This window comes from Herbidospora daliensis (assembly GCF_001570585.1).
GTDB classification, from domain to species: Bacteria; Actinomycetota; Actinomycetes; order Streptosporangiales; family Streptosporangiaceae; genus Herbidospora; species Herbidospora daliensis.
Genome location: NZ_BBXF01000008.1, coordinates 215,777 through 238,714, shown reverse-complemented (window position 1 = coordinate 238,714; position 22,938 = coordinate 215,777). Strand labels below are relative to the sequence as shown.

The 22,938-nt window shown below is 68.4% G+C and carries 26 protein-coding genes, 4 tRNA genes and 1 pseudogene; 21 read left to right on the top strand and 10 right to left on the bottom strand.

The window, feature by feature from the left end:
- Nucleotides 1–2 precede the first annotated feature (2 nt).
- On the bottom strand, nucleotides 3–677 hold the full coding sequence (locus AW274_RS33750) for an ANTAR domain-containing protein (protein ID WP_062337432.1): 675 nt from the start codon (nucleotides 675–677) through the stop codon (nucleotides 3–5).
- A 107-nt stretch (nucleotides 678–784) separates the two neighbouring features.
- Complete coding sequence (locus AW274_RS33745; RefSeq protein ID WP_157520885.1) at nucleotides 785–1,141, bottom strand: GAF domain-containing protein; 357 nt, start codon at nucleotides 1,139–1,141, stop codon at nucleotides 785–787.
- A 160-nt stretch (nucleotides 1,142–1,301) separates the two neighbouring features.
- Here AW274_RS33745 and AW274_RS33740 point away from each other — a divergent pair, with 160 nt between their 5' ends.
- On the top strand, nucleotides 1,302–1,757 hold the full coding sequence (locus AW274_RS33740; protein WP_198169538.1) for a hypothetical protein: 456 nt from the start codon (nucleotides 1,302–1,304) through the stop codon (nucleotides 1,755–1,757).
- Here AW274_RS33740 and AW274_RS33735 read toward each other — a convergent pair.
- Nucleotides 1,754–3,466, bottom strand: coding sequence for a polysaccharide lyase 8 family protein (locus tag AW274_RS33735; protein ID WP_062441364.1), 1,713 nt, complete (start codon nucleotides 3,464–3,466; stop codon nucleotides 1,754–1,756). The genes AW274_RS33740 and AW274_RS33735 overlap by 4 nt on opposite strands.
- Before the next feature lie 23 nt (nucleotides 3,467–3,489).
- On the opposite strand from AW274_RS33735, the gene AW274_RS33730 reads away from it, so the two are divergent.
- Genes AW274_RS33730 through AW274_RS33710 form a run of 5 tightly spaced genes read left to right on the top strand, consistent with a single transcriptional unit; the run spans nucleotide 3,490 to nucleotide 7,675 of the window.
- Nucleotides 3,490–4,119: an alpha/beta fold hydrolase gene (locus tag AW274_RS33730; protein ID WP_063813825.1), complete on the top strand. Its 630-nt coding sequence runs from the start codon at nucleotides 3,490–3,492 to the stop codon at nucleotides 4,117–4,119.
- A gap of 17 nt (nucleotides 4,120–4,136) precedes the next feature.
- Nucleotides 4,137–5,420, top strand: coding sequence for an FAD-binding oxidoreductase (locus tag AW274_RS33725; RefSeq protein WP_062441357.1), 1,284 nt, complete (start codon nucleotides 4,137–4,139; stop codon nucleotides 5,418–5,420).
- A 10-nt stretch (nucleotides 5,421–5,430) separates the two neighbouring features.
- Nucleotides 5,431–6,183 carry a neutral zinc metallopeptidase gene (locus AW274_RS33720; RefSeq protein ID WP_198169537.1) on the top strand — a complete coding sequence of 251 codons (753 nt, stop codon included), beginning with the start codon at nucleotides 5,431–5,433 and terminating at the stop codon, nucleotides 6,181–6,183.
- Nucleotide 6,184: 1 nt separating this feature from the next.
- The gene (locus AW274_RS33715) at nucleotides 6,185–6,928 is read left to right on the top strand and encodes a neutral zinc metallopeptidase (protein ID WP_062441349.1); all 744 of its coding nucleotides are present in this window, start codon (nucleotides 6,185–6,187) and stop codon (nucleotides 6,926–6,928) included.
- Nucleotides 6,929–7,675: a neutral zinc metallopeptidase gene (locus AW274_RS33710; RefSeq protein ID WP_062441346.1), complete on the top strand. Its 747-nt coding sequence runs from the start codon at nucleotides 6,929–6,931 to the stop codon at nucleotides 7,673–7,675.
- A 105-nt stretch (nucleotides 7,676–7,780) separates the two neighbouring features.
- Here the strand turns inward: AW274_RS33710 and AW274_RS33705 are convergent.
- The 4 genes from AW274_RS33705 to AW274_RS33690 all read right to left on the bottom strand — a co-directional run bounded on the left by AW274_RS33705 (nucleotide 7,781) and on the right by AW274_RS33690 (nucleotide 9,596).
- Nucleotides 7,781–7,854, bottom strand: a tRNA-Phe gene (locus AW274_RS33705).
- A gap of 4 nt (nucleotides 7,855–7,858) precedes the next feature.
- Nucleotides 7,859–7,933, bottom strand: a tRNA-Asp gene (locus AW274_RS33700).
- A 97-nt stretch (nucleotides 7,934–8,030) separates the two neighbouring features.
- Nucleotides 8,031–8,103 (bottom strand) — tRNA-Glu (locus tag AW274_RS33695).
- Nucleotides 8,104–8,123: 20 nt separating this feature from the next.
- Nucleotides 8,124–9,596: a metallophosphoesterase family protein gene (locus tag AW274_RS33690; RefSeq protein ID WP_232320602.1), complete on the bottom strand. Its 1,473-nt coding sequence runs from the start codon at nucleotides 9,594–9,596 to the stop codon at nucleotides 8,124–8,126.
- A gap of 169 nt (nucleotides 9,597–9,765) precedes the next feature.
- Here AW274_RS33690 and AW274_RS33685 point away from each other — a divergent pair, with 169 nt between their 5' ends.
- Both AW274_RS33685 and AW274_RS33680 read left to right on the top strand, forming a co-directional pair.
- Nucleotides 9,766–10,107: a metallopeptidase family protein gene (locus tag AW274_RS33685; RefSeq protein WP_062441343.1), complete on the top strand. Its 342-nt coding sequence runs from the start codon at nucleotides 9,766–9,768 to the stop codon at nucleotides 10,105–10,107.
- Between the two features lie 91 nt (nucleotides 10,108–10,198).
- On the top strand, nucleotides 10,199–11,485 hold the full coding sequence (locus AW274_RS33680) for an MFS transporter (RefSeq protein ID WP_062441340.1): 1,287 nt from the start codon (nucleotides 10,199–10,201) through the stop codon (nucleotides 11,483–11,485).
- On the opposite strand, the gene AW274_RS33675 is transcribed toward AW274_RS33680, so the two are convergent.
- Complete coding sequence (locus AW274_RS33675) at nucleotides 11,486–11,881, bottom strand: PspC domain-containing protein (protein ID WP_198169536.1); 396 nt, start codon at nucleotides 11,879–11,881, stop codon at nucleotides 11,486–11,488.
- Nucleotides 11,882–11,966: 85 nt separating this feature from the next.
- On the opposite strand from AW274_RS33675, the gene AW274_RS33670 reads away from it, so the two are divergent.
- Together AW274_RS33670 and AW274_RS33665 are read left to right on the top strand one after the other, a co-directional pair.
- Nucleotides 11,967–13,118 (top strand): acyl-CoA dehydrogenase family protein, encoded by a 1,152-nt coding sequence (locus AW274_RS33670; RefSeq protein WP_062441334.1) that lies wholly within the window; start codon nucleotides 11,967–11,969, stop codon nucleotides 13,116–13,118.
- A 69-nt stretch (nucleotides 13,119–13,187) separates the two neighbouring features.
- Nucleotides 13,188–13,262 (top strand) — tRNA-Lys (locus AW274_RS33665).
- A gap of 236 nt (nucleotides 13,263–13,498) precedes the next feature.
- Here the strand turns inward: AW274_RS33665 and AW274_RS43085 are convergent.
- Nucleotides 13,499–13,990, bottom strand: a pseudogene (locus AW274_RS43085) (tyrosine-type recombinase/integrase); the annotation flags it as partial.
- A 924-nt stretch (nucleotides 13,991–14,914) separates the two neighbouring features.
- The gene (locus AW274_RS33650) at nucleotides 14,915–15,859 is read right to left on the bottom strand and encodes a hypothetical protein (protein ID WP_157520883.1); all 945 of its coding nucleotides are present in this window, start codon (nucleotides 15,857–15,859) and stop codon (nucleotides 14,915–14,917) included.
- A 215-nt stretch (nucleotides 15,860–16,074) separates the two neighbouring features.
- On the opposite strand from AW274_RS33650, the gene AW274_RS33645 reads away from it, so the two are divergent.
- The 11 genes from AW274_RS33645 to AW274_RS33600 all read left to right on the top strand — a co-directional run bounded on the left by AW274_RS33645 (nucleotide 16,075) and on the right by AW274_RS33600 (nucleotide 22,882).
- A complete protein-coding gene (locus tag AW274_RS33645; RefSeq protein ID WP_062441322.1) occupies nucleotides 16,075–16,320 on the top strand; it encodes a helix-turn-helix domain-containing protein in 246 nt (81 codons plus the stop codon).
- Nucleotides 16,320–16,544 (top strand): hypothetical protein, encoded by a 225-nt coding sequence (locus AW274_RS33640; RefSeq protein ID WP_232320600.1) that lies wholly within the window; start codon nucleotides 16,320–16,322, stop codon nucleotides 16,542–16,544. Before AW274_RS33645 ends, AW274_RS33640 begins: the two co-directional genes overlap by 1 nt.
- Nucleotides 16,545–16,593: 49 nt before the next feature.
- Nucleotides 16,594–16,953 (top strand): hypothetical protein, encoded by a 360-nt coding sequence (locus tag AW274_RS33635; protein ID WP_062441319.1) that lies wholly within the window; start codon nucleotides 16,594–16,596, stop codon nucleotides 16,951–16,953.
- Nucleotides 16,950–17,861 carry a bifunctional DNA primase/polymerase gene (locus AW274_RS33630; protein WP_062441315.1) on the top strand — a complete coding sequence of 304 codons (912 nt, stop codon included), beginning with the start codon at nucleotides 16,950–16,952 and terminating at the stop codon, nucleotides 17,859–17,861. The genes AW274_RS33635 and AW274_RS33630 overlap by 4 nt, the downstream gene beginning before the upstream one ends.
- A complete protein-coding gene (locus tag AW274_RS33625; protein WP_062441312.1) occupies nucleotides 17,858–19,450 on the top strand; it encodes a hypothetical protein in 1,593 nt (530 codons plus the stop codon). Before AW274_RS33630 ends, AW274_RS33625 begins: the two co-directional genes overlap by 4 nt.
- A gap of 460 nt (nucleotides 19,451–19,910) precedes the next feature.
- A complete protein-coding gene (locus tag AW274_RS33620; RefSeq protein WP_062441308.1) occupies nucleotides 19,911–20,210 on the top strand; it encodes a hypothetical protein in 300 nt (99 codons plus the stop codon).
- Complete coding sequence (locus tag AW274_RS33615; RefSeq protein WP_198169535.1) at nucleotides 20,207–20,671, top strand: DUF6009 family protein; 465 nt, start codon at nucleotides 20,207–20,209, stop codon at nucleotides 20,669–20,671. Before AW274_RS33620 ends, AW274_RS33615 begins: the two co-directional genes overlap by 4 nt.
- Nucleotides 20,672–20,693: 22 nt before the next feature.
- Nucleotides 20,694–21,560: a hypothetical protein gene (locus AW274_RS33610; protein ID WP_157520882.1), complete on the top strand. Its 867-nt coding sequence runs from the start codon at nucleotides 20,694–20,696 to the stop codon at nucleotides 21,558–21,560.
- Nucleotides 21,561–21,840: 280 nt separating this feature from the next.
- Nucleotides 21,841–22,029 carry a hypothetical protein gene (locus AW274_RS33605; RefSeq protein ID WP_062441301.1) on the top strand — a complete coding sequence of 63 codons (189 nt, stop codon included), beginning with the start codon at nucleotides 21,841–21,843 and terminating at the stop codon, nucleotides 22,027–22,029.
- A 104-nt stretch (nucleotides 22,030–22,133) separates the two neighbouring features.
- The gene (locus tag AW274_RS39780) at nucleotides 22,134–22,310 is read left to right on the top strand and encodes a hypothetical protein (protein ID WP_157520881.1); all 177 of its coding nucleotides are present in this window, start codon (nucleotides 22,134–22,136) and stop codon (nucleotides 22,308–22,310) included.
- Between the two features lie 140 nt (nucleotides 22,311–22,450).
- Complete coding sequence (locus AW274_RS33600) at nucleotides 22,451–22,882, top strand: terminase small subunit (protein WP_232320599.1); 432 nt, start codon at nucleotides 22,451–22,453, stop codon at nucleotides 22,880–22,882.
- Nucleotides 22,883–22,938 lie beyond the last annotated feature (56 nt).

Below are 22,938 nucleotides of genomic sequence, written 5' to 3'. Positions count from 1 at the left end.
GGTCAGATCGCGTGGTCCGGATCTCCACGACCCTGTTCCCCGAGCAGTTCGGCGGCCAGATCGGCAACCCTCCGGCGACTGTCCCTGGCCTGTTTGCGCAGGCCCGTGAAGGCCTGGCTGGCGGTCAGGTCGTGCTTGCCCATCAGGTAACCGATGGCCCGTTCGATGACCACGCGGTAGTCGAGCGCGTATTGGAGCTGGTCGGCGAGCTGGGACTTCTCCTCCGCCTCGACGGCGGCGGCGATGACCTGCTCGATCACATGGGCGTAGGCGTGCAACGCCTCGGTGTCGGACTCCTCCCAGTCGTGGGTGGTGTCCTGGTAGACGTTCAGCGTTCCGACGGGCTCTCCGCCGAGACGTACCGGCACGCCCGCGACGGCCCGCACATCGGGGTGCAGCAGCGCCGCGAGATCGGGCCAGCGGTCGTCCTTCCGGACGTCGTACGTGGTCACGGCGTCGTCGGTCGTGTACGCGGCCACACAGGGCCCCGCCTGGACGGTCGCCTGGGCGTGTTCGAGGCTGCGTCCCGCCTCGTCGGTGGCGAACAGGTATCGCAGGGTGCGATCGGGATCGGCGAACATCAGGCCGGCCCCGGAATATCCGAAGATCCGGTCGACGACCTGGACGATCCGCTCAAGGTGGTACACGATCCCGGTCGCCGGAGCGGCCTTCTGCATTCGCCGCAAGCTCGCGACGAGCGCTTCTGGATCGATATGGGTCATTCCGTATCCTCCCGTGAACCTCACCTGTGCGCCGGCGCGGTCGTGGAGAGGTAGCTTCGTGGTCATCTCACCTGCCCAGAGGCGGAGGACTCAGTCCTGCCCCCGGCCATGGCTTCAAGAGCGACGACGACGAGCTCGCCCAGCCGCGCGCCTTTTTCCACCTCGGAACGGCTCCACTCGTGACGCTCGTGCGTGTAGAGAGTGAGCTCCCCGATGACTTCTCGGCCCTCGACCAGGGGAACGGACAGGGCCGAGCAGCCCGCGCGCTCGAGAACCCAGCCGTCTTCGTCGGTGGCTCCGATCATGCGGAGCCGATCGGAGTCGTCGAGCAGGCGAAGGGCGGCCCCGTCGACCCCGGAAAGGTCGGCGACACCTTGCAGCACATTGGCGAGCAGGAACTCAACGCCGGGCCCCGACACGTAGCCACCCCAATGAAATGAGAAAAGGCCCGCGGACACACGGCGGATTCACTGCTGGCCAAGCGTAGTGGCCTCTCTTGATCGCGACTAGCCCAACCCAGGTTTTTCGCCCGAACCGTTCGGCATCGGTTTGCGTTTCAGGGGCATGCTGCGTCGAATCGTGATCGTTCTCACCCTCGTTTTAGGCACCCTCGTCTTCGGGGCGACGCCTTCCTACGCCTGTAGCTGCATGCCTCCCGAGGTTCCCCGGCACCTGAAGAGCTCGGCGCTGGTGTTCACCGGCACCGTCAAGACGGTGAGACGGCCGAAGGACAGGTGGGACCCGGAACGGCCGGTCACCTACAGCTTCCGGGTCGACCATGCGTACAAGGGAAAGCCGAAGCGGGTCGTCTCGGTGGGCACGCCCACGCAGACGGCGGCCTGTGGCGCCGAGTTCTCGCGGGGCGCGCGGTATCTGGTGTTCGTCTACAAGTGGGAGGGGCGGCTGGCCACGAACATGTGCCTGCCCAACATGAAGGTCGCCCACGGCAAGGGGCCCATCACCGCGGCCGACCTGCCCAAGGGGGCCGACCCGAAGACGATCAAGCAGCTCGGCAAGCCCCGGAGGGTGCGTTAACCCTGCGCTTCGGCGACCAGGGAGCGGCCCGGCCGGTAGAGGATCGCCGACGGCTCGGTGACCGTGATGCCGGCGGCCGTTCCCGGTCGCCAGAAGTTCACGGCGGTCAGGCCGCCCGTGGTCACGCCCTGCGCGGCGGGCGTGTTGGCCACGACGGTGACCCGGGCCGCCTTCGTGGCGGCCAGGTCGGCGTTGGGCAGCAGCGCGTAGAAGTAGCGGGCGTCAGTTGGGTCGGTGCCGTGGTCGAACCAGAGCGTGGTGTATTCGCCCTGGTCGACGCGGAGTGAGCCGTCGAAGAGGTAGCCGCCGTGGCCCTCCAGGTGGGCCCAGCCGTCGCCGACGGTGAGCCGGGCGTGGGTGCGGCGGTTGTCGACGATCGTCTCGACCGGAACGCCGTCACGGCAGGTGATCCCGGCGCCCAGGCAGACCACCATGTCGTCGAGGAAGATCCACGACTTGCGGGCCTCCAGGGTGCTCTCCAGGCCGAAGAGGTGCTGGCCGACGGTGGCGTGCACGCCGTCGGAGGCCCCGCCCACCCACCGCGCGGGCGGGCAGTTCTCGCCCCAGGCTCCGCCCGCGCCGTCGGGCAGGCGTTTGGTGGAGACCGTCGTGCCGGGCAGCCGGTAGGGGTCGACGGTGTGCCAGAAGTCGCCCGAGTAGTGGTCGCCGTGGCCCTCGCCCCACCAATAGAGCATTCCGGCCCCGGTGTGCCAGCCGCGCAGGTTCTCGCCGTTGCCGTGCTCGTAGTGGGCGACCCGGTGGGAGGCCATGCTGAGCGCGGCCACCCAGCCGTCGCCGCGGTGGACCGCGCGGGCGCTGGCCGGCATCAGGCGGTGGCCGGTCGGCGGGTTCGCGATCAGTTCGCGCCAGCGAGAACGCTGGGAGGCGGGGGCCGACTCGCCGAGCAGGTCGAGCGCGTCGGCGAAGGCGCGGGCCCTTCTCCGGTCTCCGTACGGCTTGCGCGCGACCGCCCGCCCGCTGACCAGGTCCATCATCCGGCCCTCGTGGAGGAAGGGCAGGAAGGAGTGTTCGACGCTGCCGAAGACGTTCTGGAGGGCCGGATCGGTGATCTCCCACGGGGTGCCGCGCAGCGTTCGCAGGATCGCGCCGATCCCGTGGAGCATCGACGCCCCGTAGGTGCCCTGGTAGGGCACGGTCGAATGCTGGATGAACGAGCCGTCGCGGTGGAGGCCGTCGCCTTCGGTGACGTACCGGAAGACCGGAGAGAGCGCCCCGGCGGCGCGGGAGATCTTTCGCGGGTCGCGCGCCAGGATGCCGTTGAGCAGCGTGACCAGGCACAGGTCGGCGCGGTTGGCGGCGGTGCTGGTGCCCCGGTAGAACAGCAGCCGCCACGGCCGGACGAAGTGGTCGACCGCCGCGATCAGGTCGTCGTCGCGGTGGCCGACGAGGATCGCGAGGTCGAGCAGCCACCGGGGCAGGCCGATCTCCCAGTTCCACCAGTTCCCGGCCTTGACCGCCCCCGCGTGGTAGGCCACCCGGACCGCCCGGTCGATCTCGCCGACGACTTTCCTCTTGAGCGCCGGATCGCCCGTGCGGCGGAACTCCCGGGCCATCGCCTGTTCGGGCGACGACGGCTCGCCCCGGGACGAGACGGCCAGCCAGTTGCGCTCCAGCGCCGGCCAGACGTCGTCGCGGCCCCCGGCCGCCGGCAGCACGACCCCGGCCAGGAAAGCACGCCGCGAGAGCATGCGCCCCAGCTTAGGGTAGAAGCATGCGCACTTACGTTCTAATACCCGGCGGCGGCGCGGGGCCCGGCTACTGGAGCCGGCTCGCGCCCCTGCTCGACGGCGAGGTGATCGCCCTCGACCTGCCGACGGGCGACCCGGCGGCGGGCGTGCCCGAATACGCCGACCTGGCCGTCGAGGCCGTCGGTGACCGCACCGACGTCGTCGTGGTCGCCCACTCGCTGGGCGGCCTGACCGCTCCCAGGGTCGCCGCCCGCGTCCCGGCCCGCGCGATCGTGCTCCTCACCGCGATGGTGCCCAAGCCCGGCGAGACCGGCGGCGAATGGTGGGAGAACACCGGCCACCACGAGCTCGGCGTCGACTCCTCCGACGAGATGGCCGTCTTCTACAACGGCGTCGACCCCGAGGGAGTCGCGATCGGCGAGGCCGCCACCCGCGACCAGTCGTTCACCGTCTTCGACGCTCCCGGGGAGGCCTGGCCCAACGTCCACGTGCGTTTCCTGTTCTGTACGGAGGACCGCTTCTTCCCCATCGACTTCATGCGCCGCATGGTCGACGACCGACTGCCCCATGCCGAGACGGCCGACATCCCGGCCGGCCACATGCCGATGCTGAGCCATCCGAAGGAGGTCGCGGACTTCATCAACCGCTCCTGACGGTTCAGACTTGGTTGATGTACGAACTGATCACCCCCGCCCATGACGACTACGACACGGCGAGACGGGTCTGGAACCGGGCCGTCGACCGGCGCCCGGCCGCGATCACCCGCTGCTCCGACGCGGCAGGCGCGGCCGCCGCGTTGGCCCACGCCCGGTCGGCGAACCTGGAGGTCGCGGTCAGAGGCGGCGGCCACGGCTTCCCCGGCTTCGCCACCACCGAGGGCGGCCTGGTCCTCGACCTCGGCCCGATGAAGACGATCGAGATCACCGGCGACGTCGCGACGGTCGGCCCCGGCGTGCGCTGGGGCGAACTGACCGACGCCGCCGCCCCCACCGGCCTGGCCCCCGTGGGCGGCCACGTCGGCGGCGTCGGCGTGGCCGGGCTGACCCTGGGCGGCGGCAACGGCTGGCTCGGCCGGTCCTACGGCCTGGCCTGCGACAACCTGCTGTCGGCCGAGGTCCTGACCGCCTCGGGCGAGGTGGTCACCGCCTCCCCTGACGACAACCCCGACCTGTTCTGGGGCCTGCGCGGAGGCGGCGGCAACTTCGGGATCGTGCTGCAGTACACCCTGCGGCTGCGCCCGGTCGACCAGGTCATCGGCGGCATGATCTTCTACCCGCTGGAGGAGGCCCCCGCGCTCCTGCGCACGCTGGCCGAGTGGGAGGCCCCGCGCGAGGCGAGCGTGCTGGCCGCGATCATGGGCGCGCCGCCGTTCCTCCCCGAGCCCGGCCGGCCGGTCTTCCTCCTGGCCGTCTGCTGGTTGTCGGGCGACCGCGACCTGGCCTGGTTACGCGGCCTCGGCACCCCGCTCGCCGACCTGATCGGCCCGACCACGTTCGCCGCCCTCCAGCACGCCAACGACGGGCAGGACCACCCGACGCCCTACCGGATGCGCCACCACCTGGGCGGGCCGCTGACCGAGCCGCTGATCGAGACCCTGGTGGAGTTCGGCTCCGCGCCCCCGTCGCCGGCGACGATGATCCTGCTGGCCGAGCTGGGCGGCGCCATCGCCGAGGTCGGCCCGTCGGAGACCGCCTACTTCCACCGCACCGCCCGCTGGTGCCTCGAAATCGCCGCCGCCTGGCCCGGCGACGCCCCGGCCGCACCCCACGTGACCTGGGCGGACGACCTCTGGCAGGCCACCCGCGACTGGTCGGTGGGGGCCGAGGTCAACCACCTGGCCGAGGAGGGCGTACGGCTGGCGTACGGCGACAATCTCCCGCGCCTGACCGAACTGAAGCGCAAATGGGATCCCGAGAACATATTCCACCTCAACCAGAATGTGTCGCCCACCTAGGATCGCCTTTGTGCGTTTAACCCCATTCGTCACCGTGCTCGCCTCGCTCCTGGTCGTAGGAGCGGCCCCCGCGAACGCCTACCCGATCGACGACCGCGCCCTCACCCAGAACGCGCTCTATCGAACGGGCCGGCTCGCACCGGTCGACTGCCCCGAACCCCCGTTACGCGACGGCGACGCGGCCTCGGCCCGCCGCTACGCGACCACGGTGCTGAGCTGCCTCAACGAGGCATGGGGTGCGCACTTCCGCAAGCACGGCCTGCCCTTCACCCCCGTGAAGATCAGCTTCCAGACCAGGCCGAAGGCGTTCTGCGGCCGCAAATGGGGCGACGCCGCCGGCCGCTACTGCGACTCGCAACGACGCTTCATGGTGCTGCTCGACAAGGACGCCCTGGTCGACTCGTCGAACCTCTACCTCTACCTCGTGATCGCCCACGAGTTCGGCCACCACATCCAGAACCTCACCGGCATGGCCGACGCCTACCGCACCCACCCCTACCACTCCAAAGCCGAGCTCTACCAGCAGATCCGCCGCAACGAACTCCAGGCCGAATGCCTGGCCGGGGTGTTCTTCGGCGCGGTCTGGCCGACCCTCGGCCGCACCGACACCGACTGGCAGTACCTGCGCGAACTCGACGGCACCGGCCACAGCCGCACGCACGGCCGGGGCAAGAACGTGCTCGGCTGGCTCGACCGCGGCTTCGCGACCCGCAAGCCGGGGGCCTGCAACACCTGGACCGCCAAGTCAACGAAGGTGGCCTGACGTGCTCATCCCCCTCGCCCTGGCACTCTCCGTGACGACCGCCCACCCCGTCGACAGCCCGACGCTCACCGAGAACCCGCTGTACAAGACGGGGAAGATGGCCAAGGTCAAGTGCCGCGAGAAGCCGCTCTCGTCGATGAACCGCCCGCAGGCCAGGAAGTACATCAAGGCGCTGAACGACTGCCTCAACAAGGCGTGGCGGGCCCAGCTCAAGAAGGTCGGCCTGCCGCTCACCGACGCCGACCTCGGCTTCATCGACAAGCGCAAGAACCACTGCGGATCGAAATGGGAGGCCAGCGTCGCCGGAATGTACTGCCACCGGGATTTCGGCTACGTCATCCTGCTCGACCGCAACTTGCTCGAATATCCCCACACCCTGTTCATCTTCCAGCTCGTCGGCCACGAGTACGGCCATCACATCCAGAAGACGATGGGTCTCATCGAGGCGTACAGCTATTACCCGACCGGCGGAAAACGCGAGACGCAGGAACTGACCCGCCGATTAGAACTCCAGGCCACCTGCCTGTCAGGGGTTTTCCTGGGTAGCGCCTTCGCGTCGCTCGGCCGCCCGGCGAGCGACGTGGCCGAGCTCAGGCAGATCATCCGGAGCAGCGGCGACGAGTACTGGAAGGGCCACGACCACGGCAGAGGCAAGAACCAGGAGACCTGGTTCATGCGGGGATTCGAATCCCGCAACCCGAAATCGTGCAACACCTGGACCTCCAAGCCCGGCAAGGTGGCATAGATGCGCGCTCTCCTCGTCTCCCTCCTGCTGGTGGGCGGCACGGCCTACCCGGTCGACGATCCCGTCCTGACCGGCAACCTGCTCTACCGGGCCGGCCAGATGGCCGACGTCGACTGCCCAGAGAAACGTGTCGCCGTCGGCAACCGCGACCTGACGAGGAAGTACGTCCGCTCGATCGTCGACTGTATGAACACCGCCTGGGCCGACCTCATGGGCCGGGTCGGGGTGCCGATGCCGCCGGCGACCGCGGGCTTCGTCAACCGGCCCGAGATGCGGTGCGGGGTGATGTGGCGGCAGGGCATCCAGGGCCAGTACTGCCCCGCCGACCGCCGCTTCGACGTCCTGCTCGACCAGCGCCTGCTGGCCACGCCCCACGACCTCAGCACCTTCCTGCTGGCCGCCCACGAATACGGGCACCACGTCCAGCACATGACGGGCATCCTGTGGGCCGAGGTCAACCTGCCGACCTCCGGCCAGGCCGAGGAACTGGAGCGCTCCCGGCGCATCGAGCTGCAGTCGGAGTGCCTGGCCGGGGTGTTCATGGGCAGCGCGTGGAAGTCGCTGAACCGGCCCGCCTCCGACCTGCGGGACCTGCGGCGCATGATGACCCTCGACGACGACGGGGGCGGCATCAACGGCAGCCACGGCTCGCCGCGCAACCGGGAGGCGTGGTTCACGCGCGGCTTCGAGTCGCGGGACGCCAGATCGTGCGACACCTTCAGCGCGAACGAGCCGAGAGTCGGCTGATTCGACGGCGGCCCGCCGAAAAAGTCTCGGCGGGCCGTTCTCACGGGAGAAATGAAAAAACCCCGCACACGATGTGTGCAGGGCATTTCGTTCTAGCAAGAGATGTGGTCAGGGGCGGGGTCGAACCGCCGACCTACCGCTTTTCAGGCGGTCGCTCGTACCAACTGAGCTACCTGACCCAAGCGGTCCTGACGGGACTTGAACCCGCGACCTCCACCTTGACAGGGTGGCGAGCACTCCAAACTGCTCTACAGGACCTTGCTTTGCTACTTTCGCTTCCGGCGTTTCGCTTTCGGCTTTTGTAGCTTACCAGTTCTTCGGAGGTCTTCGACCTGCCGTTTTCCTGGCCCTTCCGTGCCCCCAACGGGATTCGAACCCGTGCCGCCGCCTTGAAAGGGCGGTGTCCTAGGCCGCTAGACGATGGGGGCGCAGAGATTTCTCTCTGTCCTTACCGCGCTCCGTCGGGGACCTCTGAAGCATAGGGGACGTTTGCCCTCTGTGCCAAAGCGACCGGCGACGGTGTGTCAGAGATCGTTCCCGTCGGAGACGGGGCGTTCCCTGGCACTGGGAAAATTGTACGACCTGGCGCGGCCTCGATTTGCCGCTCCACGGCGATACGTTGCTCTCCGAGCCCTCCGACCGTGACGTCGTCCCAGGCCTGAAGCCTGTGCGTGTCCTTGCTGAAGTAGAGAACCGACGCCTGGATGGGTGTGGGGGTGTCGTGTTCGAGGCCCCGCAGGCCCGCCGCGCCGGTCGACCCCTGGATCATCAGGCGGGTGCCGGTCGGCGAGAGCTCGGTCGAGCGGGCGTGGACGTGGCCGGCCAGCACCAGCGACACCGATCCGTAGAAGGCCCGGCCGATGGTCGGATCGTGGACGGCCACCAGATCGACCGGAGACCGCTGCGGCGCCGTGGTCGACGACGAGCGCGGCCACTCGGGCGGCGCGACGCCCGCGGCCTTCTCCCGGCCGAGGGCCGCCAGCGATTCGGCGTCCTCCTCGACCTCGACCGACTTGTTGGGCGTGAAGCGGGGGTCCCCGATGCCGTAGATGCGCAGGCCCGCGACCTCGGCGACCCGATCGTCGAGGACGATCGCGTTCTTCTGCTTGGCGACCGCCTTCTGGGTCTCCATCGAGTCGTGGTTGCCCCGGACGAACACGTAGGGGATGCCCAGGTCGCCGATCTCCTCGACGAACGAATTCTCGATCTTGGTGCCGTGGTCGCTGATGTCGCCGGTGTCGATGACCAGGTTGATCTTGAACTGGTCGATCAGGGAGCGGACCACGTTCCAGCCCGGCGGGTAGATGTGCAGGTCGGAGATGTGCAGCACCCTGATCGTGTCGGGGTCGGGATCGTAGATGGGGAGGGTCGAGCCGGCTTCGTACAGGCGGCTGATGTTCGTGACGAGCTTGGCCAGCTGACCCCGGTATTCGGAGAACTTGGTGACGATCGACTGGGCGTTGCCGACCAGTGACGGCACACCCGTGAGCAGGCCGGTGTAGCGGGGTTCGGCGATCGCCTGGGGGTTGAAGCTCAGGGCGGCCGTGACGGCCATCGCGCCGACCAGCAGGATCGAGCCCAGACCGCTCCACAGGCCGCGGAAGACGTCTCTGAAGACGATCAGCCCGCCCAGGAAGCCGGCGATCACCGCGCCGATCGCGGCCCTGACGAGCAGGTCCTGCACGCCGCCCATCAGGTCGGTCTCGATGGTCTCGGGCAGCCGGTCGGCCCATCGGGGGTTCTGCAGGATCTGCTCGGCGGCCTCGGGATGAACCGCCTCGATGCTCAGGTTGAGCTGCACCGGCCCCGAGTGGGTGTCGAACCGGAGCGTTCCGAGCGGCCGCACGTCGACGACCGTGCCCCCGTCGAAGGAGGGCCGCAGCGCCATGTTGATGTCGGCGGGACCGATCGGGGTCTGCACGGACGCGCCGAACAAAAGCCCCAGCCACGCTCCGGCCAGGGCTACAACGACGACTGTCAGAAACCGCACGAACCGGCCCCGAAGGAACCGGACCACGGATTCCCCCCACTTCGGCAAATCCACGTTCCTTCCTGTCTACCCGAAAACCACGGGGAAGTAGATTTGACGTGTGATCGACGTCTCGAGGAGCAAGTTCGAGGAGCTCGTGGCCGAGGCACTCGACCTGATCCCACCCGATCTGGCCAAAGTCATGGACAACGTCGTCGTCGTGGTCGTGGACGATCCGCCCGAACCTGACCTCCTCGGTCTCTATACCGGCATTCCGCTCACGGAGCGGGGCGAGTGGTACTCAGGAGTGCTTCCCGACCGGATCGAGATTTACCGAAATCCGACCTTGGCAATCTGTGAAACCGAAGCTGACGTCGTGGAAGAGGTCCAGATCACGGTCGTGCACGAGATCGCCCACCACTTCGGCATCGACGACGACCGGCTGCACGAACTCGGATGGTAGTCGCGAGGTTGCGATTCGCGAGCGCCATAGGCACTGTAGGTGACATACTGAACACATTCTGTCAGCTACGGCCTGAGCTCAGCGGAGAGAAATGGCGGCCACGAAGCCCGGAAAACTGCCGGGGAGACACCGCCGTCCAGCGGAGCGCCAAGCGACATACGGCGAAGTCATCGCGATCAAGGAGTTCCGGGCCCTGTGGCTCGGCCAGGGGTTGTCTCTGCTCGGCGACCAGCTCGCGCAGGTCGCCCTGGCGGTGCTCGTATTCAACCGCACCCAGTCGGCGCTCGCCACGGCGGCCGTCTACGCACTGACCTACCTGCCGCCGATCCTCGGCGGCCCCCTGCTGGCCGGCCTCGCCGACCGCTATCCGCGCCGGCAGGTCATGCTCGTCTGCGACATCCTGCGGGCCCTGATGGTCGCGATCATGGCGATCCCCGGCGTCCCGTTCCCGGTGCTGTGCGTGCTGGTCTTCCTGGTGGTGCTGCTCAGCGCGCCGTTCTCGGCCGCGCGCGCCGCGCTGCTGCCCGAGATCCTCGAAGGCGATCGGTACGTCGCGGGCAGCGCCCTGCAGAACATGACGAACCAGGCCGTCCAGATGCTCGGATTCGCCGCGGGCGGGGCCGTCATCGCGGGCCTGGGCCCCTATCGGGCGCTGGCGCTCGACTGCGCCACGTTCCTGGCCTCGGCCCTCATCATCGTCGCCGGGGTGAGCCGCAGATCGGCCACCGTGTCGGCCGACGGGGGGAAACCCTCGATGTGGACGATGACCGCCGCGGGCGCCCGGCTGGTCTTCGGCGACCGCCGGCTGCGCACGCTGGTGCTGTTCGCCTGGTTGTGCGGCTTCTACGTGCTGCCCGAGGGGATCGCGGTGCCCTACGCGGCCGAGCTCGACGACGGCGGGCTCCCGGTGCCCGTGATCACGGGCCTGCTCATGGCCGCCATGCCGACCGGCACGGTCCTCGGGGCGTTCCTGTTCAGCAGGTTCGTCAACCCCAGCACCCGTCTCAAGACGATGGGCTGGATGGCCATGCTGACCTGCGCTCCGCTGGTCGTGTGCGCCATGCGCCCGCCGTTGGAGATCGTGCTGGTGCTCTGGATCCTGTCCGGCGTGGGAGGCGCATACCAGCTGGCGGCCAACGCCGCCTTCGTCCAGTGCGTGCCCCCCGAACGACGGGGTCAGGCGTTCGGCCTGGTCCAGTCAGGCCTGCTGGCCTCACAGGGTGTCGGCATCCTCATCGGCGGCGCGCTCGCGCAGATCCTCGGCCCGGAGCCGGTCGTGGCGCTGGCCGGGGTGGCCGGGCTGAGCGCCGCGGCCATCCTGGCCATCGCGTGGACGGATTCCCGAACGGAGATCATCGCCAAGGTGCACACCTCGTGATCAGTCGTTCGGCTGCTTCGTCTGGGCGTAGGGGTGGACGGTGTAAGGGTCGACCGGAGCGGTCGCCTGGTGACCGTTGTGCGACTTGGTCGCCTTGGCCCACCCTTCCTGCGTCTTGGCCTTGACGTCCAGCCAGGTCGGGTTGTCCTTGTTCTTCTCGATCAGGTCCTGCACGATCGAGGCGTTCTTCTCCTCGCTCGGGATCAGGAGCCAGGCGACGGCGTAGACGCCGATGCCAAGGCCGCCGAAGAACGACGCGACCGCGAGGACGATCCGCAGGATGTTCGGGTCGATGCCGATGTACTGGCCGACACCGGAGCAGACCCCGGCGACGATCCGGCCGTTGCGAGTCCGGCGAAGCTGCTTGACGTGGCCACTGGGCTGTATCTCGTTCATGTCCATAGCGTGCCCCTTTTGTCGTCTATGGCACATCGGGATTCCCCCTGGCCCTACCCCGACCCCGCCCGGATACGCTGCCATCATGGACCTTCTGAACCTCGACGACCGCCTGACCCCAGACCAGCGACTCGTCAGGGACACGGCTCAGGGGTTCGTCAGGGAACACATCCTCCCCGACGTCGCGACGTGGTTCGAAGAAGGCACCTTCCCGGCCCGCGAACTGGGCCCTGAGCTGGGCTCTTTGGGCATGCTGGGCATGCACCTGACCGGCTACGGCTGCGCCGGCCTCGACGCGATCTCCTACGGGGTGGCGTGCCGCGAACTGGAAGCCGGCGACTCGGGGCTGCGGTCGTTCGTGTCGGTCCAGGGGTCGCTGGCGATGTTCCCGATCTGGAAGTACGGATCCGACGCCCTGAAAGAGGAGTGGCTGCCTTCCCTGGCGGCAGGGACGGCGATCGGGTGCTTCGGGCTGACCGAGCCCGATCACGGGTCCGACCCGGCGAACATGAAGACGTACGCCAAGCAGGACCCGTCCGGCGACTGGATCCTCAACGGGTCGAAGATGTGGATCACCAACGGGTCGGTGGCCGACGTGGCCGTCGTCTGGGCCCAGACCGACGGCGGGGTGCGCGGGTTCGTGGTGCCGACGTCGTCTCCGGGGTTCTCCGCTCCCCTGATCCACCGGAAGTTGTCGCTACGGGCTTCGGTTACCTCATCTCTCTACTTTGACGATGTGCGGGTGCCTGGGTCTGCCGTGTTGGACGTGGTTGGTCTTAAGGGGCCTTTGTCGTGTCTGTCTGAGGCTCGGTTCGGGATCCTCTGGGGGGTCGTCGGGGCTGGTCGGGCTTGTTTCGAGGCCGCTCTTGAGTACGCGAAGACGCGGGTGCAGTTCGGGAAGCCGATCGCGGGGTTCCAGCTCACGCAGGAGAAACTGGCGTGGATGGCGGTGGCGCTGGGGCAGGCGGGGCTCACTGCTCTGCACCTGGGTTCTCTGAAGGACTCCGGCGCGCTTCGGCCGCAGCAGGTGTCGTTCGGGAAGCTGGCCAACGTGCGGGCGGCGCTTGATGTGGCGCGGGAGGCTCGGTCGGTTCTGGGGGCCAACGGGGTGACGTTGGAGTATCCGGTTATCCGGCACATGAACAACCTGGAGTCGGTGCTGACGTACGAGGGGACCCAGGAGATTCACACGCTGGTGCTCGGGGAGGCGCTGACCGGGGTGGCGGCATATCGGTGAAGCGGCCGGTAGGCTGATCACAGGGAACTGCTTCGCTCCGGTGAGACGATCGCTGTACCCTGCAGACGAGGGGTGCTAGCTCAACGGCAGAGCTCCGGACTTTTAATCCGTAGGTTCAGGGTTCGAATCCCTGGCGCCCCACCATCTTCCGACCTTCTGACCTGCATCTTCTTTCTAACCCGGGGTGACCCGGAGGCTCGGTCACCCACAGGGGAGACCGAAGGGAGACCGCCAGTCTGGGACGCCTCTCCGACGGCGACCAGGCGGGGGACCAGGGCCGCGCTCGCCTCGGCCGCACTGTGGGCCAGCTCGGGCAGGATCGACGTGTAGGTGTCGCTCGTGATCCCGGTCGACGAGTGCCGCAGCATCGCAGACACGATCTTCATATCAGCCCCGGCCGCGAACGCGATCGACGCCGCGACGTGCCGGAGGTCGTGAAGCCGGATCGGCGGAAGGCCGGCCTCGTAGGTCAGCTCCTCGAAGAGCTCGCTCACCCACGCGGGGTGCAGCTCGGCGCCGTTCTCTCGTGTGAAGATCCGGCCGGTCTTCTCCCACGCCTCGCCCCACTCCAGCCGCTCGGCGTTCTGCCGTGCCCGGTGGGCCTTCAGTACGGCCGCCGTGCCAGCGTCGAGGGCGATCGTGCTGTCGGAGGCGTCGGTCTTCGGGGCGCCCTCCTCGAACTCCCAGCCGAGCTGGACGAGCTGCTTGGTGACCGTGAGCGTGCTCTCGTCGAAGTCGACGTCGACCCAGCGGACGCCGCACGCCTCGCCGCGGCGAAGCCCCCGGAAGGCGATCAGGTGGAACAGGGCGTACAGCCGGTGCTTGGCCGCGTGGTCGAGGAACGCGCCGAGCTGGCGGGGCGTCCACACCATGACCGAGGAAGGCCGCAGCTCGGAGGGCGTGTTCCGCCACACCTTGAGGCCGCTCACGGCCTGGCCCCGGGCCGCCGCGCGAGTCTCCTCCAGCCGCCGGTTGTACGCCTCCATGAACGCCTCGGTCCGGGCCTTCGTCCAGACGAGCGCCTTGGGCCGCTTGCCCGGGTCGAGCTTGACCAGCTTGGCGGGGTTGGACCCGATCACGCCCTCGCGCTGGGCATCGCTCAGCACGGTCCGGAGCGTCGCCCGGATGCGCTGCTTGGTCGCCGCTCCCGTGATCTTCTGCCCCTTGATCGCCGCCCGCGCCTCGCGGTCGCCGGAGGCTCGCACCTTCCGGACGGCCTCGTTCTTCTCCTCGATCCGGACGAACACGGCCTCCAGCGTGACGACCCAGAGGCGGTCCATGCGGACCTGGGCGAGGACCTCTTCCAGGTGGACGCGGTAGTGGGATTCGTAACCCATCAGGGTCGTCTTGCGGATGTCGCCGGCCTTGCGCCGGCGCTCTATCCAGGCGGTGAAGTACTCGCCGAACCGGATCGACTGGAGCGGCTGGCCGGCCTTGTACTTCCGGCGGAGCTCGTCCTCGTCGGGCCACGGCGCCTTCTTGGCGTGGGCCGCCATGACCAGGTCCCTGATTTCCATGCGGGCCTGGTGTCCCTCGTGCCCGGCGTCGGGGATGTCGAGCAGTTTGCCCGCCAGCTCGTAGGCGTCGTCGAGGTCGCTCTCGGAGGCGAAGCCGCCCATCCGGAGGAAGACCCGCTTAGCGTCGGGCCCAGCGGACAACTCGGCTTTACCTGCCCACGCCCCATGGTTCGGGTTCCATGAGCCGTTCTTCCGTCGCAGCTTCGGGCACTTTGCACCTAACTCGCGCCCTTCGGCATCTCTACATCGGCACCGCTTATAGCCATTTGCAGTAACCACTTATCCTCTTTTCGTCTCACCCATCTGAATCTGTGTTGCACCGGAAGCTTTAGCTCTCACGAAAGCTTTCGCGATGGCTGTTGCCACCTCGGTTACTTGGGCTGCGATGAATTGCACATCCGACTCATCCAGATTTTCGGCGCCCGGTACGGCGAGGGACAGAACCAGACGGTTCTCCACCGGAGAAGCTGGAGGGCGCATCAAATGTGGGAGGCGTTCGACTCGCTGCACTCCATTGCGCAAGTTCGCAGGTAGGTCTTGCAGTACGTCTTCATCTAGGAAGCCTCGGATATCCATACCCGTGATATTGATCACATCGGTGACGAGACTCTCGAACTCCCCTGGTTGCATCGCTCTCGCCATGAGGGTTGCAAACTCATGCGTCGTGAGAGCCGGGGCCAGCGTCCCGTCTGCCAAACCGTAAAGAAATCCAGAGTACATAGACTGGAGATGGAAAGCGTTGTAATCCCGCAGCTCCAGAGTCCGCTCTCGCTCGTGGATATATTTTTCGGATCGTTCTATTTCGTACTCGATACGGCTTATTGCTTCTTGATCCGCGTCGGGCTCCGTCGACACTCTCCCCCGCTCGGCATGAAGCTCGTTCAGACGCCTTTCGGCTATCGAACACTCCTGCCGGATCAAAGTGGCGATCTCCTGATACCGGAGCACCACTTTGACGATCGACCGGAGCACCGAATCACTGAGCACCGATCGCGGCTCCAGGCCCATCTTGATCATGTCTTCGCTGCCCGGCCGCCACCCGAGCGCCCTCTCCACCTGAGGCCAGGTGCGCGCTTCTTCGACCTTGTCGCCCTCGATATTGCGGAAGGTGGTCTTTGCCACTCTGGCCAACCACGCTGCCGAATCCTGAGAAAGGCCAAGCGCCTCACGACGCCTGCGCACGTAGTAGCCCTGCGTCTTCGTTGTCCTCACCTCATCACCCATGCGGCTCACCGTATCGGCAGCCCATCGGCCTGTGACCTGCATGACCGTGCTGTTTCACTGCCAGAGTACTCCCCAATCTGTCACAGCAGAAGCGCAAGATGACACCCCATGTGGCCGTTTTGTGACATCCAGAGGGGCAACCGACCTGCAACCAGCTACATCACCTGACACTTCATAGTGGCAAGTTGAGTGCCAACTCTGGCAGTATGTGATCTGTGAAAGCTGAGACTCAGCGAGGCGGGCGGTGCCCCATCAACTCGCACGCCCTCAACGCCTTCCGCCAGGTTCGCGGCAAGACCCTGGCCGAGCTCGCCGCCGAAGTCGGCGTCCACGACTCCTTCGTCTCCCGCCTGGAGCGCGGCGAGCGACAGACCTGCACGCCCGAGCTGGCCGAGGGCCTCGCTCGCGCCCTCGACGTCCCCATGACCGCGCTGCTCGCCGCGCCCTCGGGGGGCCGGTGATGGCGGTCATCCGCATGTCGATGGAAGAGCTCCTCGGGCTCCCCGTCTCCGTTCCCCTCGTCGTCGCCGGCCGGGCGTGGGGCATGGGCGGCACAAAGTCCCGTGAGCTGGCCCGCGCGGGAGAGTTCCCTTGCCCGGTCCGCCGCCTCGGCAGCTCCTACGTGGTCACCCGCGTCGACCTGCTGCGCAGCCTGGGCCTGGAGGACGAGGTGCCCGCTCAGTAACCCCATCCGCTCCAGCTCTATTCGGGAAGAACATCCGGGGGTTACTGAAATGGACACCAGCACCACCCACCAGGTCGAAGTCACCTGGCGCACCGAGATCACGCTCACCCCCGACGGTGACGGCGTCCTCGACCGCGAGAACGCGGGCCAGGTCGCCCGGCGCGTCCGAGAGCCCGTCAGCGGCCGGATCACCATCACCGTCGAGGGCACGCTCGACCTGACGTTGCCCGACGCCCTCCTCGACTTCGGGCGCCTGCTGTACGGCTCCGAGGTCACCGTCAACGCCCACGGGCGCGGCGTCGAGGCGCTCATCGCGGCGGTCCACCTCAGCAGGCGGCACCACGAGGAGTTCCTCGACGAGACCGCCGCCAACGCCGCGCGTCGCGAGGCCGCGGGGAGCTGGGAATGACCGCGATCACGCCCGACACCCCCAAGCTCGACGCGATGCTCGCCTACGCGGCGCACGGGTGGCGGACGTTCCTGTTGTCCAAGACCAAGACGCCGGTCAAGCTCTGCGACCCCTGCAAGGAGCACCGCAGGGCGCCCGAGCTGATGGAGGCGTGCACCTGCCTCACCTGCCACGGCTTCTACGCGGCCACGACCGACCCCGACCGGCTGCGCGCCATGGAGCAGCGCATCCCCGGCGGCCTGGTCGCCATCCGCACGGGCGCCGTCTCCGGCATCGTCGTCGTCGACATCGACACCCTCGACGAGCACGGCAGCGACGGCATCAAGACCGCCGCCCGCCTCGACGAAGCGGGCGTGCTCCCCGGCACGATCACCGCCGTCACGCCCTCCGGCGGCACCCACCTCGTCTACGCCCACCCAGGCGGGCGCGTCACGGGCGGGACCGGGAAGCTCGGCCCCGGCGTGGACGTGAAGGCCGACGGCGGCTACTTCGTCGTCGGGCCCTCCCGCAGCCCCAAGACCGGCGAGCCCTACCGGTGGATCGGCGACCGGTTCGACCTCGAACTCGCCCCGCTCCACCCGCGCATCACCGCGCACCTCACCCGGACGCCGGGCGCGAAGCCGCGCCAGCAGACCGGGCCGCCCCCGCCGGCGACTGTGCACGCCCGGCTCCGGGGTCTCGTCGACACCGTGCTCCGCAGCGCGTCCGGTGGCCGCAACTCGGCGCTGAACTGGGCCGCCCACAAGGCCGGGGCGATGGTCGCGGCCGGGGAGGTCGACGAGCGCACCGCCTTCGAGGTGCTCCAGGCCGCCGCGCTGGAGGTCGGGCTCACCCCGGCCGAGATCGGCCACGACTCCGACCACGGAACGATCGGGTCCGGGCTGCGCGCCGGGATGAGGGCCGCGTGAAGTCCGCCGACGACATCCTGTTCGAGAACGGCGCCCCCGGCTCCCGCGACGATGAAGGGCGGCGGCGCATCGACATCACCCTGGAGGACAAGGCCGTCCTGTTCATCAGCGACGCCCTGAACAGCGGCATCGTCCCCGAGCTGTACGTCCGCAACGGCGGCCTGAGCCGCATCGTCGACCTGGACGACGGCACCGGCCCGCGCCTGGCCATCCAGCCCATTGACGCCAACGGCCTGCGGGCGCTGCTCGCCCGGCATTCGGCCTGCTTCCGTGTCCGGTCCACCCGGTTGGGGCCGGAGGAGACCTCAGGTCTGCCGTCGGTGGCCGTCGCGAAGGACGTGCTCTCGCAGCCCGTCTGGTCCGGGATCCCGACCCTGGCCGGGGTGGCGACCACGCCCGTCGTCCGCGCCGACGGCAGCTTCTTGCAGGACCCCGGGTACGACCCGGCGACCCGGCTCTACCTGCGTCCGGACTTCCCGCACACGCCCGTCGAGGGTGCGCCCGACCTGCCCACGATCGCGGCGGCGCGACGGTTCCTCCTCGACTACGTGCTCGCCGACTTCGTGTTCGACTCCCCCGCGAGCCGCGCCAACTTCGTCGGCCTGCTGATGACCCCGCTGCTGCGCCTGTTCACCCAGGGCGTCGCGCCCCTCGGCGTCATCAGCGCCACCACGCGCGGCTCGGGGAAGTCGCTGCTGGCCGAGATCATCGGCTCGATCTACGGCTGGCGCATGTACCCCTGGCCGCGCAAGGAGGAGGAGATGGCCAAGTCCATCACCGCCATCCTTCGCGACACCACCGAGCCGCTGGTCACGTGGGACAACGTGGACGTCTTCGACACCGTCGAACACGCCTCGCTGGCCATGCTGCTGACCTCGACCCACTTCAGCTCCCGCATCCTCGGCGTCAACTCCACGTTCAACGGGATCAACGACCGGCTGTGGTGCGTCACGGGTAACAACGTGGCCGTCGGCGGGGACATCGCGTCCCGGTCCGTCCTGGTGCGCCTCGACCCCCAGATGGAGCGGCCCGACCTGAGAACGGGCTTCGTGATCGACGACCTGTGGTCGTGGCTCCGCGACGACGCCAACCGGGCCAAGCTGCTGCGCGCCCTGCTGGTGCTCACCGCGGCGTGGATGGCGGCCGGGGCGCCGCGCGAGCGTGACCTGAAGATGCGGAACTTCTCGGCCTGGGCCCAGACCATGGGCGGCTTCACCCGCTTCCACGGCATCGACGGGTTCATGGACAACCGGCACGAGATGGAGCAGGCCGACGACGACGAGGCGGCCACGATCGCGTTCCTGACCAAGTGGCACACCAAGTTCGGGCGGCAGCCCCAGACGGCTGCGCAGCTCCTCGACAGCGCCCGGGTCGAGAACCTCAACGGCGAGATGTACGACTCGTGGGACGGCGTCTTCCCGAGCAAGCCCGACGGCAGGCCGTTCACCGCGAAGGGGCTCGGCAAGTTCCTGACCAGCCGTCGGGGCCGGATCTTCTCCGGCTGGAAGCTCGTCGGCGAGCAGTCCCGTACCGGCGTGTGGCACTACCACGTGGACCGTGTCGAGCAGCAGCAGGCCGGTGCGGCATGAGCCGGGTGCAGGGTTTGGCGGGCCGCGTGCAGGGTTTGGACGCCCGAATGCAGGGTTTGGAAACGATCACTGACGCTAAACCCTGCACTCGTTTCCCCAGCTCAGACGCCCGTTTGCTGGGTTTGCAGGCTTTAGCAGGCTTTGAAATGAGGTCTTACACGTACACGCGCACACAGGCGCACATGAGGCCGGATCGAAAACAAACCCTGCTAAACCCGCAAAGCCTGCAACGTGCCCCCTGACCTGCGACAACCCGTGCAGGGTTTAGCGCCCGGCCGCGCTTCCAAACCCTGCACCTAAACCCTGCAAACCCAGCAGCCCCTTTCGCGCCGGACAACCTGTCCGTCGCAAATCGCGGCAGTCAACTCGAAGATCACGATTTGAGCCGGTCAACCTGACCGTCTCAAATTTGCGCCCGTCAGATTGACGGGCGCGAAGCACCACACGAAGGAGTCCCGAGATGAAACCCCGAGACCTGATCCCCGGGTCGCCGCTCTCCCTCACCACGGCCGGCCCCGGCTGGACCGCCGACGTCACGATGAAGACCGAGGCCGACACCGACACGAAGCACTGGCTGAGGTGCCCGATCGTCGCCTGGGCCGTCGTCAGCGCCGACTTCGGCGGCGAGCTCTTCCCCGAGACCGTCGTCGAGCCCGTGTTCATCAACAACCGCCGTCTCTGGACCCGGGCCGAACTCGTCGCCGAGCTCGGTCTCAGCGCCATCGTGGTCGACGTCTACCAGGAGCAGGAGAAGGCGTGATCCAGCTCGACGCCACCAGCCGAGACCTCACCTGGCGCCCCGCCCGGCCCGAGCGGCTCATGGAGGGACTCGCCCACGAGATCGCCATCGTCTGGACCGAGGACATCGAGACGTTCGACTACGTCCGCCAGTCCGTCGTCTACACCCGCAACCGCAAGGGCCACGTCCGGTGTCCCAACCCCTACATCGGCCGGACGGTCGGCTACGGCGTCCTCAACCCGCTGCTCTCGTCCTGGGACTTCGGCTTCGCTCGCCGCGTCTTCTGGGTCAAGGACTACGACCGGTCCGAAAGTCCGGACGGTATCTACGCCGCCGACTGCCCCTTCGAGGCGGTCGACCCCCGCACCGTCGAGGCCGGCCAACCCGGATACGTGACCATCCGCGCCCGGCGGCGAACGCCCGACACTCCCGTGCAGACCCCGGCCGAACGCCGCGCCCTATCCACAGCATCCACAGCTTGATCCACAGCCTGAGGAGAAACCCGTGCCTCTCCGGCTTCGCTGCCCCGCCTGCGGCCTCGACATGGCCGCCAGCCTGAACGTCTGCAAGCCCTGCGTCAGCAGCCTCCAGCGCGACCTGGCCGACGTCCCCAACCTCGCCCTACACCTGGAGTTCGCCGCCACCGGGCAGGTCCGCATGGGTAGCGGAGGCGGCGGCCGGAGCGACGACGAGACGCCCGTGCCCTGGAACCAGAAGGCCCGCGACGCCCAGAAGGTCCTTGCCGAGACCCTCACCGCGTGGGTGACCGTCATCCGCAGCGCGCCCGTCACCATCTACCCCGGGCCCACGTGCCGGGCCTGCAAGCACCGCACATGCGTCGCGATGAACCTCGCCCGCGACCGAGTCACGAACCCGGGCCAGGAGATCGGCGACACGGCCCGCTGGCTCGCACGCCAGCACGCCGCGCTCGTCGCTCACCCGGAGGCCGGCCGCGCCTTCGACGAGCTGCGCGACGCGATCCGGCGGGGCCGCCGGACGATCGACCGCCGGGCCGACGCCATCTACGCCGGGCCGTGCAACCAGTGCGAGCGCGACCTGTACGCCCGGCCGGGCGCAACCCTGGTCAGGTGCCAGCCGTGTCAGCTCGACTACGTGGTCGAGCGGCGGCGGAAGTGGATGCTCGACTGGGTGACCGACATGCTCGGCTCGGCAACCTGGACCTCGCAGGTGGCGACCGCGCTCGGCTACCGCGTGGGGGCGTCGACCGTCCGCGTGTGGGCGTCCCGTGGCCGGATCCTCATCCGGGGGTTCGAGCCGTCGCTCAGCGAGACCGGCGACCCCATCCCGACCTACCGCGTCGGGGACGTCATCACGCTCGTGCAGGACCGCGACGCACGGAAGGTGAGTTGACTGGCTGACCTGCTGTAGCGCATCATTCTGATCAGCTAGACGTACTGGGCCCGCCACCGAGCGGGCCTTTCGCGTTTCTGGCCCACGATTCCCCGGCGTCAAGCCGCAGCGGGCGCCGGGCCCCTACTCCCCCGACTGGAAGCACGGCCACGTCGGGCGAGCTCCCGGGCACCCCTCGCCTGGGAGGAGCTGGGGCACGAGGGACCGCAGGTATCGGGACTCCTGCGGTCCCTCACCTCGGCAAGTTGCAGCCTGCAACCCGCCACGGCTGGAGGTCCACATGCACGGGTGTTCCGTCACGGCCGGGGCCGAGGTCCGCGAGATCGAGCCGATCGGCAACTGGGCCCGCTTCGAGACGACGGGAACCATCTGGTTCCGCTGCGACCCGCACGGCGAGTACGCACGAGGACCCAAGGACCTGGTCATGCCACAGCTCTCACGCCACTACCCGGCGCCTGCCCGGACGTGACGCGCAGCAAGGGACGTGTCGGCCGACCGTGGCGCAGAGTCCGGGCCGCAGTCCTCGCCGCCTCGACCACGTGCTGGCTGTGTGGTCATGACGGGTCGACCGAGGTGGACCACAACCCGCCGCTCAAGGAGCTCGAAGCCAACGGCCTCGACCCGCGCGACCCCCTCTACCTCAAGCCCGCGCACGGATGGCAGGGCTGTCCGACCTGCGGGCGTAAGTGCAACCAGGAGAAGGGCACCAAGCCCGGCCGACCCCCCTTCCCCACGTCGCGATCTTGGTAGATCGGGAGCCCTAACCGTGGTGATCGTGATCATGGGGATAGCCCCCTGAAAATCACGCCAAACCGGACATATGGGAGACCCGGCCCGCCCGCTCCCTTTTTCTCCCCCCGACCACCCCCTACCCGGTCGGAGGTGATGGGGTGCCCCCTCGTACTCGCAAGCCCGATCTGAAGGCCGTCACAGCCGATCCGCCCCGCGAACGCGCCCCTGACCTGCGTGATGCCGTACGCGACGCGATCAAGGCGATGGACTGGCTGACCCCCGCCGACGAGCCCATGAAGGCCCTCGCGCTGCGTCTGGCCGACGAGATCGAGACCGCCGTCGACCGCGCGCAAGAGCTCGACGAGGTGCGCCGCGACCTGGCCGGCGACGAGGGCGCCTTCAAGCGCCTGAAGGCCCTCGAAGCGAAGTGCGAGGTCACCAAGACCGTCGGCTGGCTCGGCCCCCAGCTCCAGGGCGTGCTTCGTGACCTCGGCGGGGCGCCGGCCGCACGCAAGGTGCTGGGCAAGGAGAAGCAGGCGGGGGGTCGTGTTGCGCAGCTCCGTGCCGCTGCTGGGAAGCACGACGCCTAGGCTCTGGACGCCGCCGCTGGTGACCGGGCCTCCGGGTCCGTGTGGGTGTGGATGTG

Excerpts from the sequence above, each read along its gene's own strand:
- AW274_RS33750 (WP_062337432.1), bottom strand. The coding sequence starts at position 677 with ATGCAGAAGGCCGCTCCGGCGACCGGGATCGTGTACCACCTTGAGCGG.
- AW274_RS33735 (WP_062441364.1), bottom strand. The coding sequence starts at position 3,466 with ATGCTCTCGCGGCGTGCTTTCCTGGCCGGGGTCGTGCTGCCGGCGGCC.
- AW274_RS33730 (WP_063813825.1), top strand. The coding sequence starts at position 3,490 with ATGCGCACTTACGTTCTAATACCCGGCGGCGGCGCGGGGCCCGGCTAC.
- AW274_RS33725 (WP_062441357.1), top strand. The coding sequence starts at position 4,137 with ATGTACGAACTGATCACCCCCGCCCATGACGACTACGACACGGCGAGA.
- AW274_RS33710 (WP_062441346.1), top strand. The coding sequence starts at position 6,929 with ATGCGCGCTCTCCTCGTCTCCCTCCTGCTGGTGGGCGGCACGGCCTAC.
- AW274_RS33680 (WP_062441340.1), top strand. The coding sequence starts at position 10,199 with ATGGCGGCCACGAAGCCCGGAAAACTGCCGGGGAGACACCGCCGTCCA.
- AW274_RS33675 (WP_198169536.1), bottom strand. The coding sequence starts at position 11,881 with ATGAACGAGATACAGCCCAGTGGCCACGTCAAGCAGCTTCGCCGGACT.
- AW274_RS33670 (WP_062441334.1), top strand. The coding sequence starts at position 11,967 with ATGGACCTTCTGAACCTCGACGACCGCCTGACCCCAGACCAGCGACTC.
- AW274_RS33650 (WP_157520883.1), bottom strand. The coding sequence starts at position 15,859 with ATGGGTGATGAGGTGAGGACAACGAAGACGCAGGGCTACTACGTGCGC.
- AW274_RS33640 (WP_232320600.1), top strand. The coding sequence starts at position 16,320 with ATGGCGGTCATCCGCATGTCGATGGAAGAGCTCCTCGGGCTCCCCGTC.
- AW274_RS33635 (WP_062441319.1), top strand. The coding sequence starts at position 16,594 with ATGGACACCAGCACCACCCACCAGGTCGAAGTCACCTGGCGCACCGAG.
- AW274_RS33630 (WP_062441315.1), top strand. The coding sequence starts at position 16,950 with ATGACCGCGATCACGCCCGACACCCCCAAGCTCGACGCGATGCTCGCC.
- AW274_RS33620 (WP_062441308.1), top strand. The coding sequence starts at position 19,911 with ATGAAACCCCGAGACCTGATCCCCGGGTCGCCGCTCTCCCTCACCACG.
- AW274_RS33605 (WP_062441301.1), top strand. The coding sequence starts at position 21,841 with ATGCACGGGTGTTCCGTCACGGCCGGGGCCGAGGTCCGCGAGATCGAG.